The 14,031-nt window shown below is 68.7% G+C and carries 17 protein-coding genes and 1 tRNA gene; 6 read left to right on the forward strand and 12 right to left on the reverse strand.

The window, feature by feature from the left end; genetic code table 11:
• Positions 1-17: 17 nt before the first annotated feature.
• The 5 genes from ABD255_RS39625 to ABD255_RS39645 all read right to left on the reverse strand — a co-directional run bounded on the left by ABD255_RS39625 (position 18) and on the right by ABD255_RS39645 (position 4,823).
• On the reverse strand, positions 18-749 hold the full coding sequence (locus tag ABD255_RS39625; protein WP_344221974.1) for a hypothetical protein: 732 nt from the start codon (positions 747-749) through the stop codon (positions 18-20).
• Entirely contained in the window at positions 746-2,080 is a 1,335-nt protein-coding gene (locus ABD255_RS39630) for a M15 family metallopeptidase (protein ID WP_344221975.1), read from the reverse strand. Before ABD255_RS39630 ends, ABD255_RS39625 begins: the two co-directional genes overlap by 4 nt.
• Before the next feature lie 97 nt (positions 2,081-2,177).
• The gene (dapC, locus tag ABD255_RS39635; protein ID WP_344221976.1) at positions 2,178-3,284 is read right to left on the reverse strand and encodes a succinyldiaminopimelate transaminase; all 1,107 of its coding nucleotides are present in this window, start codon (positions 3,282-3,284) and stop codon (positions 2,178-2,180) included.
• The gene (locus ABD255_RS39640) at positions 3,281-4,204 is read right to left on the reverse strand and encodes an alpha/beta fold hydrolase (RefSeq protein ID WP_344221977.1); all 924 of its coding nucleotides are present in this window, start codon (positions 4,202-4,204) and stop codon (positions 3,281-3,283) included. Before ABD255_RS39640 ends, dapC begins: the two co-directional genes overlap by 4 nt.
• A 22-nt stretch (positions 4,205-4,226) precedes the next feature.
• On the reverse strand, positions 4,227-4,823 hold the full coding sequence (locus ABD255_RS39645) for a TetR/AcrR family transcriptional regulator (protein WP_344221978.1): 597 nt from the start codon (positions 4,821-4,823) through the stop codon (positions 4,227-4,229).
• Positions 4,824-4,924: 101 nt separating this feature from the next.
• Between ABD255_RS39645 and ABD255_RS39650 the strand changes: the two genes are divergently transcribed.
• A complete protein-coding gene (locus ABD255_RS39650) occupies positions 4,925-5,131 on the forward strand; it encodes a hypothetical protein (RefSeq protein WP_344221979.1) in 207 nt (68 codons plus the stop codon).
• Positions 5,128-5,436 carry a DoxX family protein gene (locus ABD255_RS39655; RefSeq protein WP_344222250.1) on the forward strand — a complete coding sequence of 103 codons (309 nt, stop codon included), beginning with the start codon at positions 5,128-5,130 and terminating at the stop codon, positions 5,434-5,436. The genes ABD255_RS39650 and ABD255_RS39655 overlap by 4 nt, the downstream gene beginning before the upstream one ends.
• Before the next feature lie 4 nt (positions 5,437-5,440).
• On the opposite strand, the gene ABD255_RS39660 is transcribed toward ABD255_RS39655, so the two are convergent.
• The 3 genes from ABD255_RS39660 to ABD255_RS39670 are packed head-to-tail and all read right to left on the reverse strand — an operon-like array spanning position 5,441 to position 7,135.
• The gene (locus ABD255_RS39660; RefSeq protein ID WP_344221980.1) at positions 5,441-5,779 is read right to left on the reverse strand and encodes a GroES family chaperonin; all 339 of its coding nucleotides are present in this window, start codon (positions 5,777-5,779) and stop codon (positions 5,441-5,443) included.
• Positions 5,776-6,039, reverse strand: coding sequence for a DUF3618 domain-containing protein (locus ABD255_RS39665; protein ID WP_344221981.1), 264 nt, complete (start codon positions 6,037-6,039; stop codon positions 5,776-5,778). Before ABD255_RS39665 ends, ABD255_RS39660 begins: the two co-directional genes overlap by 4 nt.
• 52 nt (positions 6,040-6,091) lie before the next feature.
• Positions 6,092-7,135, reverse strand: coding sequence for a glucose 1-dehydrogenase (locus tag ABD255_RS39670; RefSeq protein ID WP_344221982.1), 1,044 nt, complete (start codon positions 7,133-7,135; stop codon positions 6,092-6,094).
• 131 nt (positions 7,136-7,266) lie between these two features.
• On the opposite strand from ABD255_RS39670, the gene bcp reads away from it, so the two are divergent.
• From bcp to ABD255_RS39685, 3 genes are all read left to right on the forward strand, one after another.
• The gene (gene bcp, locus ABD255_RS39675) at positions 7,267-7,737 is read left to right on the forward strand and encodes a thioredoxin-dependent thiol peroxidase (protein ID WP_344221983.1); all 471 of its coding nucleotides are present in this window, start codon (positions 7,267-7,269) and stop codon (positions 7,735-7,737) included.
• A gap of 336 nt (positions 7,738-8,073) precedes the next feature.
• A complete protein-coding gene (locus tag ABD255_RS39680; RefSeq protein WP_344221984.1) occupies positions 8,074-9,690 on the forward strand; it encodes a substrate-binding domain-containing protein in 1,617 nt (538 codons plus the stop codon).
• Positions 9,691-9,738: 48 nt separating this feature from the next.
• A tRNA-Leu gene (locus ABD255_RS39685) sits at positions 9,739-9,819 on the forward strand.
• Positions 9,820-9,865: 46 nt separating this feature from the next.
• Here ABD255_RS39685 and ABD255_RS39690 read toward each other — a convergent pair.
• From ABD255_RS39690 to rph, 3 genes are read right to left on the reverse strand one after another with little or no spacing between them, the layout of a single operon-like run.
• Positions 9,866-10,459, reverse strand: coding sequence for a hypothetical protein (locus ABD255_RS39690; RefSeq protein WP_344221985.1), 594 nt, complete (start codon positions 10,457-10,459; stop codon positions 9,866-9,868).
• 1 nt (position 10,460) lies between these two features.
• Positions 10,461-11,066 (reverse strand): RdgB/HAM1 family non-canonical purine NTP pyrophosphatase, encoded by a 606-nt coding sequence (rdgB, locus tag ABD255_RS39695; RefSeq protein ID WP_344221986.1) that lies wholly within the window; start codon positions 11,064-11,066, stop codon positions 10,461-10,463.
• The gene (gene rph, locus ABD255_RS39700) at positions 11,063-11,779 is read right to left on the reverse strand and encodes a ribonuclease PH (protein ID WP_344221987.1); all 717 of its coding nucleotides are present in this window, start codon (positions 11,777-11,779) and stop codon (positions 11,063-11,065) included. The genes rdgB and rph overlap by 4 nt, the downstream gene beginning before the upstream one ends.
• Before the next feature lie 174 nt (positions 11,780-11,953).
• On the opposite strand from rph, the gene ABD255_RS39705 reads away from it, so the two are divergent.
• Entirely contained in the window at positions 11,954-13,132 is a 1,179-nt protein-coding gene (locus ABD255_RS39705) for a Gfo/Idh/MocA family protein (RefSeq protein WP_344221988.1), read from the forward strand.
• 100 nt (positions 13,133-13,232) lie between these two features.
• On the opposite strand, the gene ABD255_RS39710 is transcribed toward ABD255_RS39705, so the two are convergent.
• Entirely contained in the window at positions 13,233-13,979 is a 747-nt protein-coding gene (locus ABD255_RS39710) for an MBL fold metallo-hydrolase (protein WP_344221989.1), read from the reverse strand.
• Positions 13,980-14,031: the final 52 nt, after the last annotated feature.

The following is a 14,031-nucleotide window of genomic DNA, read 5'->3' on the forward strand; positions in this document are numbered from 1 at the left end:
TGAAAGGTAGTACATCTTTACGGCGAATCGATCACAGCCTGAAGCGCCGGTACGACGCTCCGCGTCCAGCTGGTCTCCCGGTCAGGCGCGGCCGAGACCTGGGCCAACAAGGCCACGGTAGAGCCCCGAGCCACCGAGACCTCCACATACGACTCGGCATCCTCGTAAGACCGGACGGAGGCGGCCGCCTGCTTTTCGGACCAGAGCTCCTCCACCTTAAGGCTGCCCTTGACTCCACAGCCCTTCATCCGCGACTGGTAGCCGCCGTAGTACCCCGAGGCCTTCGCGGCGTCGGCGAAGCGCAGTACGAGGACAGTGGCGGGTTGGCCGGAGCCTGTGCGGTAGGTGCCCTGCAGGGCGTGCTCGGGTACGGGCAGCGAGCCGGTGGGCAGTGGGTTCGAGCAACCGATGGGCAGGGCCTCGAAGGCAGCCTGGTGCGCGTCCCGCCGGCGGATCCAGGTCTCGTTGCCGAGGAAGCCCTCCTCAGCTCCCCCTGGATCCGTGAAGGTCTTCCAGCCGGCGCCGAGCTTGGCAGGCGCCGGGAGGTTCTTGGCCGACACCGGACCAGCAGCCGCCGGTGGAGGTGCGGTTGCCTGCTCCGGCAGCTCCGGAGGTTGCGCGGCGTCCGTGGGCGACGCAGTGCTGGTGGTTGGTGTTGGTGTCGGAGTAGCGGCAGGTGCGGCACTCGGACTCGAGTCGCAGCCAACCAGCAGTACTAGCGCCGCAGCGACCGCCAGTGCGGTTCTCACTTCGGCTGGAAGTGCTGGTAGTCGGGCTTGCGCCAGCCGGCACCCCAGAAGTACCCCTGGTTCCGCAGTGCGCGGGTGGGCACGCTCGTGGTGAACAGCATGCCGGGGCGGACGATGCTGCGGTTGCGGTAGGCCAGGCCGTTCGACGGATACCACACGTTGTTCGCCGCGAGATACGGGTTCTCGACGGTGTTGATGTCGATCGCATAGCCGTACGAGTGCGGCGACAGGGCGTACGGGTTGCCCGTCACCTGGCGGCAGTTGAAGACCGAGGTGTTGTCGGCAGCCATCGCCCTGATGTCGCTGCCACCGAACATGTCGACCCGCTGCATCCGCCGGATCGGGAACTTCGCGTTGAAGGTGGCGGTCCAGACGGTGAGCATCTTCGACACGGCCGCGTCGCGGACCACCAGTTCGCCGCGGTGCACGAGACCGTCGAAACCCCAATAATTCAAGGTGATGTAGCGCAGCTGGGCCGGCTTGACCGGGCAGCCCGGCCGGTAGGTCTTGTTGATGGACGCGGGCGAGATCCCGGACACCTTCGCGTTCAGCAGCGCCTTGATCGTGATCACCGCGTACCCCGACGCCTCGACCGCGGTGGACGCGCCGCCGAGCGTCACCACCCGGACGGTCTTGGTGGCGGGCAGGTTGTCCGGCACCGGTACTGCGAACGTCCCGTTCGCCGCGATCCACGCGCTCGTCAGCGTGCGCCACTTGCCGCCGTACCGGTCCTGCAGGCCGACGAGTTTGGCGCCGGGCTCCGGTGGGGTCAGGCGACCCGTCATCTTCACACCGGTCAGCACGATGTAGGAGGCGGCGGGCTTGTTCATCACCAGCGTGCGGTCGAGTACCGTGACCGTGCGGTCAACCGTGTTGCCGACCGCGCTGGGGAAGATGTTGCCGATGATCACCCGGAAGGTGGCCTGTCCCGGACTGGGCAGGACGTAGTTGAACTTGTAGACACCGCCGGTGACCGTGCGGGTCGCTGCTCTCATCACCCAGCCGGTGGACAGGTTCTGCCACAGCGTCACGTACGAGTTGACCAGGCCGGTGCCGATCCTGCCGGTGAAGGTGATCGGGCGGTCCTCCCACGTCGCGGCCGGCTGATCCAGTGAGATCGGCAGCATTGCCGCGGTGACCCTCGGCGTGGGTGTCGGGGTTGGCGTCGGAGTCGCTGGCGGAGTCGGTGGCGGCGTCACCGACGGTGTCTCGGCCGGTGTCTCGGCCGGCGTCGGTGTGGTGCTGGGCTCGTCCGCCGAGGCGACGGACGGGACCAGCCCGATGAACAACATGGTCGCCAGCGTGGCCGACCCCCAGGCACGAAGGTTCATGGACCAGTCCTCTCCTCCCAGGTGTCACCCCGACACCCCATTACCTCTATAGAGGCAGTTACTAGAGAAGACGTCACACATGACCTGAAAGGTTCGGCTATTCGTGAAGTCTTTTCACCGCGGCGTCGACCCGCTCGTCGGTCCCGGTCAGCGCGACCCGGACGTGCCGCTCGCCCGCGGTGCCGTAGAAGGCGCCCGGCGCGACCAGGATGCCCCGATCGGCCAACGCGGCCACGGAACCGTAGGCGTCGTACGACGGGTGCTCGGCCCACAGGTAGAGCCCGCCCTGCGAGAGCGTGATGGTCCAGCCGGCGGCGGTCAGCGCGTCACGAAGTACGGTGCGGCGGCGGATGTACCGCTCGCGCTGCTCGTCGACGTGGAGGTCGTCCGCGAACGCGGCGGCCATCGCGGCCTGGATCGGCGACGGCACCATCAGCCCGGCGTGCTTGCGAACAGCCAGCAGTTCGGCGACCACGGCCTCGTCACCCGCGACGAACCCGGCCCGGTAACCCGCGAGGTTCGACCGCTTCGACAGTGAGTGCACCGCGAGCAGATTGTCGAAGCTCCCGCCACACACGTCAGGGTGCAGCACCGACACCGGCGTGGCGTCCCAGCCGAACTCCGCATAGCACTCGTCGCTCACCAGCAGTACGTCGTTGGCCCGCGCCCACTCGACCGCCGCCCGCAGGTCCTCGGCCGAGGTGATCTCGCCGGACGGGTTCCGCGGCGAGTTGAGGTAGGCCACCCGCACCGGACCGTCGTACTGCGTGGGGTCGGCGACCGGGATGCTCGTCGCCCGGGCGAGGGCCGCGCCCGCCTCGTACGTCGGGTAGGCCAGGTCCGGGATGAGCACGGTGTCGCCGGCGCCGATGCCGAGCAGGGTCGGCAGCAGCATGATCAGCTCCTTCGTGCCGATCACCGGGAGAATGCCGGTCTGCGGGTCGACACCGGGCACGTCCAGCCGCCGGGCCAGCCAGTCGACGGCGGCCTGGCGCGCGGTCGACGTACCGATCGTGGTCGGGTACGCCGGCGCGTCGGCCGCCTCGGCCAGCGCCTTCTTCACCAGGTCCGGCACCGAATCGACCGGGCTGCCGATCGACAGGTCGACGATGCCGTCGGGATGAGCGGCCGCCTTCTGCTTGAACGGGGCGAGCTTGTCCCAGGGGAAGTCGGGCAGACGGCTGGAGGTGGGTGCGAAGGTCACCCCCGCATTGTCCCCTGTACTTCGCGCGCCCCGTCGGCGGGCGCTCGCTCCCCGGACAGGAAGGCACGCGCCGACTCGACGACCGCCTTGTCCCACAGCACCCGGTGATGACCGAGTCCGTCGGTGAGCTCCAACTCCGCCCCCGGCCAGACCTGCGCGATCCTGACGCTGCCGTCGGCCGCGGTCTCGCGGTCGGAGCGGTCGTGGATGGCCAGCAGGGCGGGCAGTTCGCGCTCCTCGACCAGTTGGTCGATCACCGACACCACCTCGAAGTTCTCCATCGGCCCGAACTTGCGGGTGAACCGGCGCAGGAACTGCTCCCGGGTCCGCGGCCCGAACCCGAGAAACCCCTGATAGAGGTCAAGCGTGTGCCGGAAGTCGGTCGCCGCGGCGAGGAAGACCACCCGGCGCGCGGCGAACCCGTTCTTCAGCGCCTGCGAGAACGCCGCCGTCCCCAGCGAGTGCGCGACCACCCCGTACGCCGGTCCGTGCGCGGCCACCACCGCTTGGAACGCATCGGCGAGTTCGGGCATCGTGCCGCTGTGCGGGCCCTCGCGGCCCGGATCGGAATCGCCGTGGCTCGGAGCGTCGAACGTGATCACGCTGAAACCATCGGCGAGCAGCGGCGGGATGAACGCCGCGAGCTGGAGCCCCCAGCCACCCCAACCGTGCAGCAGGCAGACCGCCGGACCCTCACCCCAGATCCTGCCGCGGACCGTGCCGTTCTCGAAGGGCAGTTCGAACGAGACCGACTCGGGCAGTTCGACCCGCAGTCGCTTGGCCTTCTCCGACACCGGCGGGACGCGGAACCAGATCCGGTGAACCAGCCTGGCGCCGCCCGCCGGCCAGGCTCTCTCCAATACCTGGAAGATCAGTCGCTGATTGATAGTCCGACCGTTCGTGCTTTTCTTTGCCGACATCGCTGCTCCTCGCAGGGGAAGGTCAGATCCGGGCTGCTCGGAGCAGCGCCTCGAAGGCGGCGCGGGCCCGATCCTCGGCCTTGGGGTCGGCCAGCAACCGGCTGGCCAGGTGGTAGGACATCAGCACACCGCGGATGTCGAAGGCGTACTGCTCCGGGTCGGCGTCGGCCCGGAACTGGCCCTCGCTGATCCCGGTGCGGAAGACGGTGGCGAGCGTGTCGGCGTAGTCCAACTCGATCTCTACCAGCCGGTCGCGGACCGGGCCGGGCGGCGCGTCATCGAGCTCGGCCGAGATGCTGGCGAAGAAACATCCACCCGGCAAGGCGAGATCGCCGTCGTCCCAGCGGATCTTGCGGTCGAACAACTCCAGCAGCCGGGGCTCGCCGCGCGGCGACTTCAGGGCCGGCCGGATCACCCGCTCGGCGAACAACTCGCCGGCCCACTCGATCACCGCGAGCTGCAACTGCTCCTTGGACCGGAAGTGGCCGAACAGCCCGCTCTTGGACAGGTTGGTCTTCTCCGCGAGCAGCCCGATGGTGAGCCCGCCCAGCCCGACCAGGCTGACCTGACGCGCGGCCTCGTCGAGCACCGCCGCCCTGGTCTCCTCACCTTTGCTCACATCGACAATAAAAGCACGATCGTTCTGCCGAAGACAAGGCAGTTTCAGCACGGCCTGCCGGGATCGACCTTGTCGTGGATCTGGTCGCCGATAATCTTGAGTTGCCGCAACTGCTCCGGGGTGAGGGCATCGATGACGTACTCGCGGACTGTCGCCACGTGGCCGGGCGCCGCGGCGACCACCTGTTCGTAGCCGGCCGGGGTGAGCTCGGCGACGGTGATCCGGCCGTCCTCATGGTCCGGACGACGCTCGACGAAGCCTCGCCCCTCCAGCCGCCTTCTTCCTCGTCGCGGGCGGTACGAAGCTGAGTCAGTCCAAGGCGAAGCTCGGCGAGAACCCGAACATGAAGTGGACCGAGGACTTCTCCGCCGGGATGCTCAAGGTCATCGGCGCCGCCGAGGTGCTGGGCGCGCTGGGACTGATCCTGCCGGGCGCGTTCGACGTCGCGCCGGTGCTGGTGCCGGTGGCCGCGACCGGCCTGGCCGTCCTGATGCTCGGGGCGATCGTCACGCACGCCCGGCGCAAGGAACCGCAGCCGATCGTCATCAACGTCGTGCTGCTGATCCTCGCCCTGGTGGTGGCGATCTTCCGGTTCGGCCCGAACAGCTTCTGAGCGGTTACAGGTAGAGGCCGGTCTGGCCGTCCTCGAGACGGCCGGCCGCGACCGCGTGCAGGTCGCGTTCGCGCAGCAGCACGTAGTCGTCGCCGCGGACCTCGACCTCGGCCCGGTCCTCGGGGTCGAACAGCACCCGGTCGCCGATCTCGACGGTGCGCACGTTGGCTCCGATCGCGACCACCTTCGCCCAGGCCAGCCGGCGGCCCATCTGGGCGGTCGCGGGGATCAGGATGCCGGCCGAGGACTTGCGCTCCCCCTCGGTCTCGAGCGAGACGAGCACCCGATCGTGCAACATCCGGATCGGCAGCTTGTCGTCGTTCACGCGCTTGCGAGCAGTCACCGGCGGCCCACCAGCCGACGGATCATCAGCAACATGCCCAGCACGCCCACGACGGCACCGCCGACCGCGACCAGCTTCTGGGTGCGCACCTGCCCGCGCTCGTCGAACACCTGGGCCTTGGCCTGTTCGACCTGCCGCCTGGCGACGTTCTTCGGGTGCGCCCGGTCGACCAGTTCGTCAACGGTCGAGGCCAGTCGCGCACGGGTGGCGGTGATGTCCGCCTCGATCTGCTCGGCGGTCCGAGCCTGCGTGTCCGACACCAGGGCTCCCTTCACAGTGTTTGCTCCCATACTTACAGGTACGGCTCGCAGGTCAGGCGCGCAGGTCCACGACCACCTTGATGTCGGACGACTCGCGCTCCAGCGCCTGGGTCCAGTCGGACAGCGGCACGGTCCGGGTGATCAGCCGCTCCAGCCAGGCCCGGTCGGCCGCCATCAGCACGTCAACGGCGTCCGCGTAGTGCCGCTTCGCCGCGTTCACCGTCCCGACCAGGGCCGCATTGCGTACGACGAGCTGCCGCGTCAGCGCGTCCATCTGTACGTCGATCGACGCCGGGCCGGGCGAGATCCCCGCCAGGCACATCACGCCCGCGAACGGCAACAGCTTCGCGCAGTCCACCACGACCTGTCCGGCGCCGGTGGCCTCGATGATCACGTCCGGCGCGACTCGCAGATCCGCGAGGCTGGTCAGGTACTCACCGCCGAGATCCCGGACCAACTGCGGTTTCGGGCCGTCCTTGGCGCGATCGAGCACGTGGATCGAGTAGCCACGCTGCTTGGCGGTCAACGCAGCCAGCAGACCGATCGGGCCGGCGCCGGTGATCAGTACGTGCTCAGGTGAGTACCAGGACCTGGCTCCCACCTGGTCGATCTGATCCCACGCCTTGGTGAGGATACTCGCCGGCTCCACGAGTACGCCGAGCCGCCCGAGCTCGGCCGGCACCGGTACGGCGAAGTACGGGTCGACTCTCCAGCGCTCGGAGCCGTAGCCGTCCATCTCCTTGATGCCGCGCTCGGTGTAGCGGCCGTTGCGGCAGAAGTCCCACTCCCCCCGCGCGCACGCCGGGCAGGGCTCGGGGTCGGGTCTGCGCACGATGCCGACGACCAGGTCACCGGTGGCGAACCCGGAACCCTGCGGAGCATCCAGAACGCGGCCGAGTGACTCGTGGCCGATCACCAGCCGCTCCGCTCCCGCGCGACCACTGCCGAAGAGGCCGGTGGTGAGCTCGATGTCGGTGCCGCAGATCCCGGCGAGCAGTCCTTCCACCAGCACCGACCCATCAGTCTGGGGCGGCTCCGCGACCTCGCCGATCGAGGCGGAGTCAGCTTTGCCCGGCACCACCGTCATCGCCCGCATGGGGTCCACTCTGCCGTACTCCGCGCGCCGGCGCCGCTGACAACACCAGCCCCAGGAGCCACTTCCGCTTCCGAGCCCGTCGTACGGCAGAATGTCTGACAATCACCCGATCCGTCCGTGGAGGGCACCTGATGTCCGATCGTCTGTCCGTCGGCGACGCAGCACCCGACTTCACCCTTCCCGACGCCGATGGCAACGACGTCGCGCTCGCGGACCTGCGCGGGGAGAACGTGATCGTGTACTTCTACCCGGCCGCGATGACGCCGGGGTGCACCAAGCAGGCCTGCGACTTCCGCGACTCGCTGGACTCGCTCGCCGCCCACGGATACAAGGTGCTGGGCGTCTCGCCCGACAAGCCGGCCAAGCTGGCGAAGTTCCGCGAGCGCGACGGGGTCACCTTCCCGTTGCTGTCGGACCCGGACAAGCAGGTACTGACGGCGTACGGGGCGTTCGGCGAGAAGACGATGTACGGCAAGAAGGTGACCGGGGTGATCCGGTCCACCTTCGTGATCGACCCGGACGGCAAGGTCGCCGTCGCGCAGTACAACGTGAAGGCCACCGGGCACGTGGCCAAGCTCCGCCGCGACCTCGGCCTCGACTAGCCGACGACTTGGTCAGGACAAGATTCGAAGGGAAACCCGCAACCGTTTCATGACTCCTGGTCCATGCAACGGTCGTTTGAGCAAAGTAGCAGTGTGATTTGGATCACACCCCGATCTCACCTGATCGCAGCGAATTCGCTACCCTGAGTCACCTTTTCCGACCCCGTAGGGACGAGCAGTACCGGATCACCAGTCCCCGTTCGTTGGCAACCCCCGGTCCACGGGCTGATCGGCCGAACCTCTCTTGGCCCTGACCAGTGCAAACCGGGTAATCTGCGCGCGCAGTCTGCCTCTGGGAGGGAGGGACCTGCCGCGATGGGAAAACACTCCTCTGCGGTGACGAAAAGTAACAACCGTCGTCCGGTGTACCTGACGGCCGTCGGCCTACTGGTGCTGTCTTTGGGCGCCGTTTTTGTGGTCCGCTCCTTCGGCTCGGAATCGAGTGCCGACGGGTTCCTGGGCGGGTCGTCCTGTGACGAGCCCACTCAGATCCAGCTGACCACGACACCCGAGATCCAGCCGCTGCTGGAATCGGCCGCCAAGTCGCTGGCCGGCAAGAAGAACGGTCCGTGCCTGCAGTTCACCATCAGCGCGGCTCCCTCGGCGAAGGTCGCCAAGGACGTCTCCGAGGGCAGCGACAACCGGCCCGACCTGTGGGTCCCGGACTCGACGCTGTGGGTCGCGCAGGCCGATGACGGGGACACCATTCCGACCGTCGCCGTCCCGTCGCTCGCGAGCTCGCCCCTGGTGCTCGTCGGTCGCTCGGAGAACTTCGCCGACGTGTCGTCCTGGCTGGGCGCCTTCTCGAAGACCCAGCCGGCCCTGCTCGATCCGTTGAGCCAGTCCCCCGGCGCGCTCGCGCTGCTGGCGGTGCAGTCGGAACGGGCCAAGACCTCGACGACGACCAACCAGGTCGCCAAGGTCGTCGTGCCGCTGGCGCAGCGGCTCGGATCGATGCCCAAGCCCTTCACGGACGTGAACGGCCTGTTCGGCCGGGCCGCCCAGGCAGGCAGCCCGGTCATCGTCCCGGCGTCGGAGCAGAGCTTCGTCAAGTACCAGGAAGAGCACCCGGACGCGGAGCTGAAGGCTTCCGTGCCGAAGACCGGAACCCTGGTGCTGGACTACCCGGTCGTCGTCACGGCGACGTCGAACAACGACGCCATCTCCGAGGCCGGCAAGGCGCTGGCAGCCGAGCTGAGCGAAGCCGGGCCCAGCCAGGCCCGCGACGAGGCCGGCTTCCGCGACTACCTGGTCGGTCCGCTCGGCGAGGGCCGCGGCGCCGGTGACATCGAGCAGTTGGCCAAGCCGAACGCGGCGGCGGTGGGCAAGGTGCTGGGCGACTGGAGCCGACTGTCGCTGTCGACGCACTCGCTCGCGGTGATCGACGTGTCCGGTTCGATGGCCGAGAAGGTCGGCAGCAAGACCCGGATGCAGCTGACCATCGAGGCCGCCTCCAGCGGTCTGGGCCTGTTCCCACCCGACGCCGAGCTGGGCCTGTGGACGTTCTCGACGAAGATCGGTGACCTCGGTGCCGACTTCAGGCAGCTCGTCCCGATCGGCAAGCTCGACGCGGCCCAGCGCAAGCGGATGACCGACGCCCTGCGGGTGCAGAAGGCGATCCCCAACGGTGGCACCGGTCTCTACGACACCGCCATCGCGGCCGTCAAGGCAGTCCGGCAGAACTACGACTCGAGCGCGGTCAACACGGTGCTGCTGTTCACCGACGGCAAGAACGACGACCCGGGCAGCCTGAGCCTGCCCGAGGCCGTGCGGACCCTGAAGGGCCTGCGCGACCCGGCCCAGCCGGTGCGGATCATCGCACTCGGCATGGGCCCCGACGCCGACGCCAACGAGCTCCGTCAGCTCGCCGCGGCGACCGGCGGCCAGAGCTACCTGGCGAAGAACCCGTCGGACCTGCAGCAGGTCTTCATCGACGCCCTGCAGAACCGCTGAGCGATCGGCGTCCCTAAGATACGTTCTTGGGGACGCCGATCCTCGTTCGCCAGAGTGGTGGAATGGCAGACACGCCGGCTTTAGGTGCCGGTGCCTTCGGGTGTGCGGGTTCGAATCCCGCCTCTGGCACCTTGATCAGAAGCTCACCGTCGGATAGCGACGATCAGCCCGAAGCTCATTCGTCCGCGAGGGACGCGAGGTAGGTCGTGCCGCGGGGGCTGAGTTCGTAGCCGATCTCGAGGCTGTAGGTGAGGCCCAGGTTCTTGAGTTTGCGGACGTCCAGCTTGAAGCCGGCTGTGTCGCGGCCGAAGTCGGCGGCGAGGTCGCCGGCTCGGGTGTGGGGCTTGGCCTGGATCGCTCGCAGGGTGTCGGTGGTCCAGGCGCCGTGGCGGCTCAGTTCGTCCAGCTTGGCCAGACGGGTGCGCAGGTCCTCCAGGTCCTCGGCCGACAGGTCTGCGGACGCGGCGAGTTCGTCGCGCGGGTCCGGGCCCTCGACCAGGTGGAACTTGATCAGGAACGTCGGCCAGTCCTCGTTGCCCCGCAGCCGGCGCCGGACGTCCTTCGCGTTCTGCCGGTCCGCCGCGAGCACGTCGGCGTCGTTGTCCGCGATCAGGTCCGGGTTGACCTGGCTGACGCTGTCGATCTCGATCCGGCCCGCGTTGGTCCGGTAGACCCGCCCCTCCACCACCCGTGCCTCGGCCCAGCGCCGGTACGCAGTGGTGATCCGCCCTTCGGCGACTCCGTCTCGATCGGGTCCGGCGAACAGCATTTCAGGCTCCCAGGGCTTTGGCGATGATGGGGGCGATCTCGCGAAGGGCCTTGCCGCGGTGGCTGATCGCGTCCTTCTCCTCGATCGACAGTTCGGCGGTGGTCCGGTCGTAGCCTTCGGCCTGGAAGAGCACGTCGTAGCCGAATCCACCGGTACCGCGCAGTTCGCGGATCACCGAGCCGCGCATCTCGCCCAGGACGATCTCGTCCTCCGCGTCCGGCCGGCAGAACGCGACGGCCGCCACGAAGGTCGCGCCCCGGCGCTCGTCCGGTACGTCCTCCAACTGACCGAGCAGCAGCAGGTTGTTCGCGTGGTTGTCCTTGGCCGGGCCGGACCAGCGCGCCGACAGTACGCCGGGCATCCCGTTCAGCGCGTCCACGCAGATCCCGCTGTCGTCCGCGACCGACGGAAGCCCGGTGGCGGCCACGGCCGCGCGCGCCTTCAGCAGCGCGTTGCCCTCGAAGGTCGGCTCGGTCTCGGCCGGCTCCTCGTACGGCGCGACGTCGGCCAGCCCGAGCACCTCGATCCCCGGCACGATCGGGGCGAGGATCCGCCGCAGCTCCTCGAGCTTCTTCGGGTTATTGGAGGCGAGCAGGATCTTGGTCATCCCAGCGCCTCCATCTGCAGCTTCGTCAGGTCGGAGCAACCCGCAGTACCGAGCTCCAGCAGGCTGTCCAGCTCGGCGCGGTCGAACGGCGCGCCCTCGGCCGTGCCCTGCACCTCGATGAACTTGCCGTCGCCGGTGAGCACCAGGTTCATGTCGGTCTCGGCCCGGACGTCCTCCTCGTAGCAGAGGTCGAGCATCGGGGTGCCGTCGACGATGCCGACGGAGACGGCGGACACCGAGCCGGTCAGGGGTTCACCCTTGAGCGCCTTGCGGTCGCGCAGGAACGACACCGCGTCGGCCAGCGCGACGTACGCGCCGGTGATCGCGGCCGTCCGGGTGCCACCGTCGGCCTGCAGCACGTCGCAGTCCAGCAGGATGGTGTTCTCGCCGAGCGCCTTGTAGTCGATCACCGCGCGCAGCGAGCGGCCGATCAGCCGGGAGATCTCGTGCGTCCGGCCGCCGATCCGGCCCTTCACCGACTCCCGGTCCGAGCGCGTGTTCGTGGACCGCGGCAGCATCGCGTACTCCGCGCTGACCCAGCCCAGGCCGGATCCCTTGCGCCAGCGCGGTACACCCTCGGTGACGCTGGCCGCGCACAGCACCCTGGTCTTGCCGAACTCGACCAGGACCGATCCCTCGGCATGGTCCAGCCACTTCCGGGTCAGGGTCACCGGCCGGAGCTGATCAGGGGTACGTCCATCGATACGAGCCATGCCCGAAACCCTATGCCTGAATGCTCCTCACCTCCGCATCGGCGTTCGAAGCGACCGCCGAGGCAGCGACGCCCAGCCGGCCGACAGATGAGACCGTTGAGTGAGAGCGGTGTTGAAGGTCGGAAGTGTTCGGACATAGGGTCTAACAATCATCTATGTGCAGGAGTTGCGGGCATGAGTACAGAAGACCTTCGGTTCGGTGTGGTGGGGCTCGGGATGCGGAGTTCGCTCGCGCGGCACGCGCACCGGCCCGGCGAGGGGTCCCGGATCGTCGCGGTCTGTGATCCCGTCGCCGCCCAGCAGCAGGCGGCGCTGGCCGACTACCCGGACGCGCAGGCGTACGGCGACCACCGCGACCTGCTCGACCTGAAGCTGGACGGGGTCTTCCTGACCACCCCCGACGACCTGCACGAGGACCCCGCGATCGACTTCCTCCGGGCCGGGGTCGCCGTCTTCGTCGAGAAGCCGCTGGCGATCACGACCTCGGGGTGCGACCGCGTCCTGCAGGCGGCGTACGAGTCCGGCACCCGGCTGTACGTCGGCCACAACATGCGGCACATGCCGGTGGTGCTGGCGATGCGCGAACTGATCCAGGCCGGCGCCATCGGCGAGGTGAAGGCGATCTGGTGCCGGCACTTCGTCGGCCACGGCGGCGACTTCTACTTCAAGGACTGGCACGCCGACCGCCGCCGGACCACCAGCCTGCTGCTGCAGAAGGGTGCCCACGACATCGACGTGATGCACTGGCTGGCCGACGGCTACACCACCCGCGCCAACGCCCTCGGCGGCCTGACCGTGTACGGCGGGATCGAGGACCGGCAGGACCGGTCCGGGCAACGGTTCGCCGACTTCGTCTCCGACGACAACTGGCCGCCGCTGACGCAGACCGGGATGGCGCCGGTGATGGACGTCGAGGACCTCTCGATGGCGAATCTCCAACTGGACAACGGGGTTTTCCTCACCTACCAGCAGTGCCACTACACGCCGGACTACTGGCGCAACTACACCGTGATCGGCACGGCCGGCCGGCTGGAGAACTTCGGCGACGGTCCGGGTGACGTCGTCAAGGTGTGGAACAGCCGCCGCTCCGGCTACCGCGAGGACGCCGACCAGATCGTCGAGATCCCGGCCGCCGAGGGCGGGCACGCGGGCGCGGATCCCCGGCTGGTGGCCGAGTTCGTCCGCTTCGTCCGCGACGGCGGAGCCACTCTCACCTCCCCGATCGCCGCCCGAGCCGCGGTCGCCGCCGGCTACGCGGCCACCACCTCCCTCCGCGCCAACGGCACCCCCATCGACGTCCCGCCGCTGGACCCGGCCCTGATCGAGTACTTCGACCGCGGCCAGATCCGCTAGCCCAGAAACTCCTTCAATACTTGACGAAACGCCCCCGGTCGCTCGCGCCAGCTTCGCGCCGAAGGAGTGGCCGAGGACAACGATCTGCTCGCGACCTTCGTCAGATGTCGAAGGTCATGTCCGGGGCGGCGACCTGGACGTCGCCGGAATAGGTGCGGCGGGCACCTTGTCCTTGGGTGTCGCGGTTGAACCACGGGGGGACGTGGGTGATGACGAGGCGTTTCACGCCGGCGCGTTTGGCGTGTTCGCCCGCGTCGGCCGGGGTCATGTGCAGGTCGGGCGGGTTGTTCGGGTCGTCGTCGCGCAGGGCCGCCTCGCACAGAAGCAGGTCAGCGCCGCGGGCCAGTTCGATCAGGCCGTCGTTCGGGCCGGTGTCGCCGGAGTAGGCCAGGGACTTGTTGCCGTACTCAACCCGGATCGCGTACGCCGGGACGGGGTGCACCATCGGCGTCGTGCGCACCGTGAACGGGCCGATCTGCTGGATCTCCTGCCAGGTATGGAACTCCAACTCCTCCTCCATCCCCGGGTCCTCGGGCAGGTCGTAGGCAAGCGCCATCCGGCCGGCCGTTCCGGGCGGGCCGAACACCGGGATCCGCGGGAACGGCGAGGACGGCGAGTACTTCGCCGCGACGTACAGGCCGCACAGGTCCATGCAGTGGTCGGGGTGCAGGTGGGACAGGCCGATCGCGCCGATCTCCGGCACGGACAGATAACGCTGCAGCGCACCGAGCGCGCCGCTGCCGAGGTCGAGAACGAGGTTGAATCCGGCCGCGGAGACCAGATAGCTCGAGGCGGGCGAGTCCGGCCCGGGGACGGACCCGGAGCAGCCGAGCACGGTGAGCTTCATACCTTGAACATTACCGGCGGGTTGCCGCCGGTGCAGGAATCGTTGGGGCGTC

The organism is Kribbella sancticallisti (assembly GCF_039530625.1).
Classification (GTDB): domain Bacteria; phylum Actinomycetota; class Actinomycetes; order Propionibacteriales; family Kribbellaceae; genus Kribbella; species Kribbella sancticallisti.

What these genes read in the sequence shown, in the direction of transcription:
- ABD255_RS39630 (WP_344221975.1), bottom strand. Translation starts at nt 2,080, where the DNA reads ATGAACCTTCGTGCCTGGGGGTCGGCCACGCTGGCGACCATGTTGTTC.
- ABD255_RS39640 (WP_344221977.1), bottom strand. Translation starts at nt 4,204, where the DNA reads ATGTCGGCAAAGAAAAGCACGAACGGTCGGACTATCAATCAGCGACTG.
- ABD255_RS39670 (WP_344221982.1), bottom strand. Translation starts at nt 7,135, where the DNA reads ATGCGGGCGATGACGGTGGTGCCGGGCAAAGCTGACTCCGCCTCGATC.
- bcp (WP_344221983.1), top strand. Translation starts at nt 7,267, where the DNA reads ATGTCCGATCGTCTGTCCGTCGGCGACGCAGCACCCGACTTCACCCTT.
- ABD255_RS39690 (WP_344221985.1), bottom strand. Translation starts at nt 10,459, where the DNA reads ATGCTGTTCGCCGGACCCGATCGAGACGGAGTCGCCGAAGGGCGGATC.
- rdgB (WP_344221986.1), bottom strand. Translation starts at nt 11,066, where the DNA reads ATGACCAAGATCCTGCTCGCCTCCAATAACCCGAAGAAGCTCGAGGAG.
- rph (WP_344221987.1), bottom strand. Translation starts at nt 11,779, where the DNA reads ATGGCTCGTATCGATGGACGTACCCCTGATCAGCTCCGGCCGGTGACC.
- ABD255_RS39705 (WP_344221988.1), top strand. Translation starts at nt 11,954, where the DNA reads ATGAGTACAGAAGACCTTCGGTTCGGTGTGGTGGGGCTCGGGATGCGG.
- ABD255_RS39710 (WP_344221989.1), bottom strand. Translation starts at nt 13,979, where the DNA reads ATGAAGCTCACCGTGCTCGGCTGCTCCGGGTCCGTCCCCGGGCCGGAC.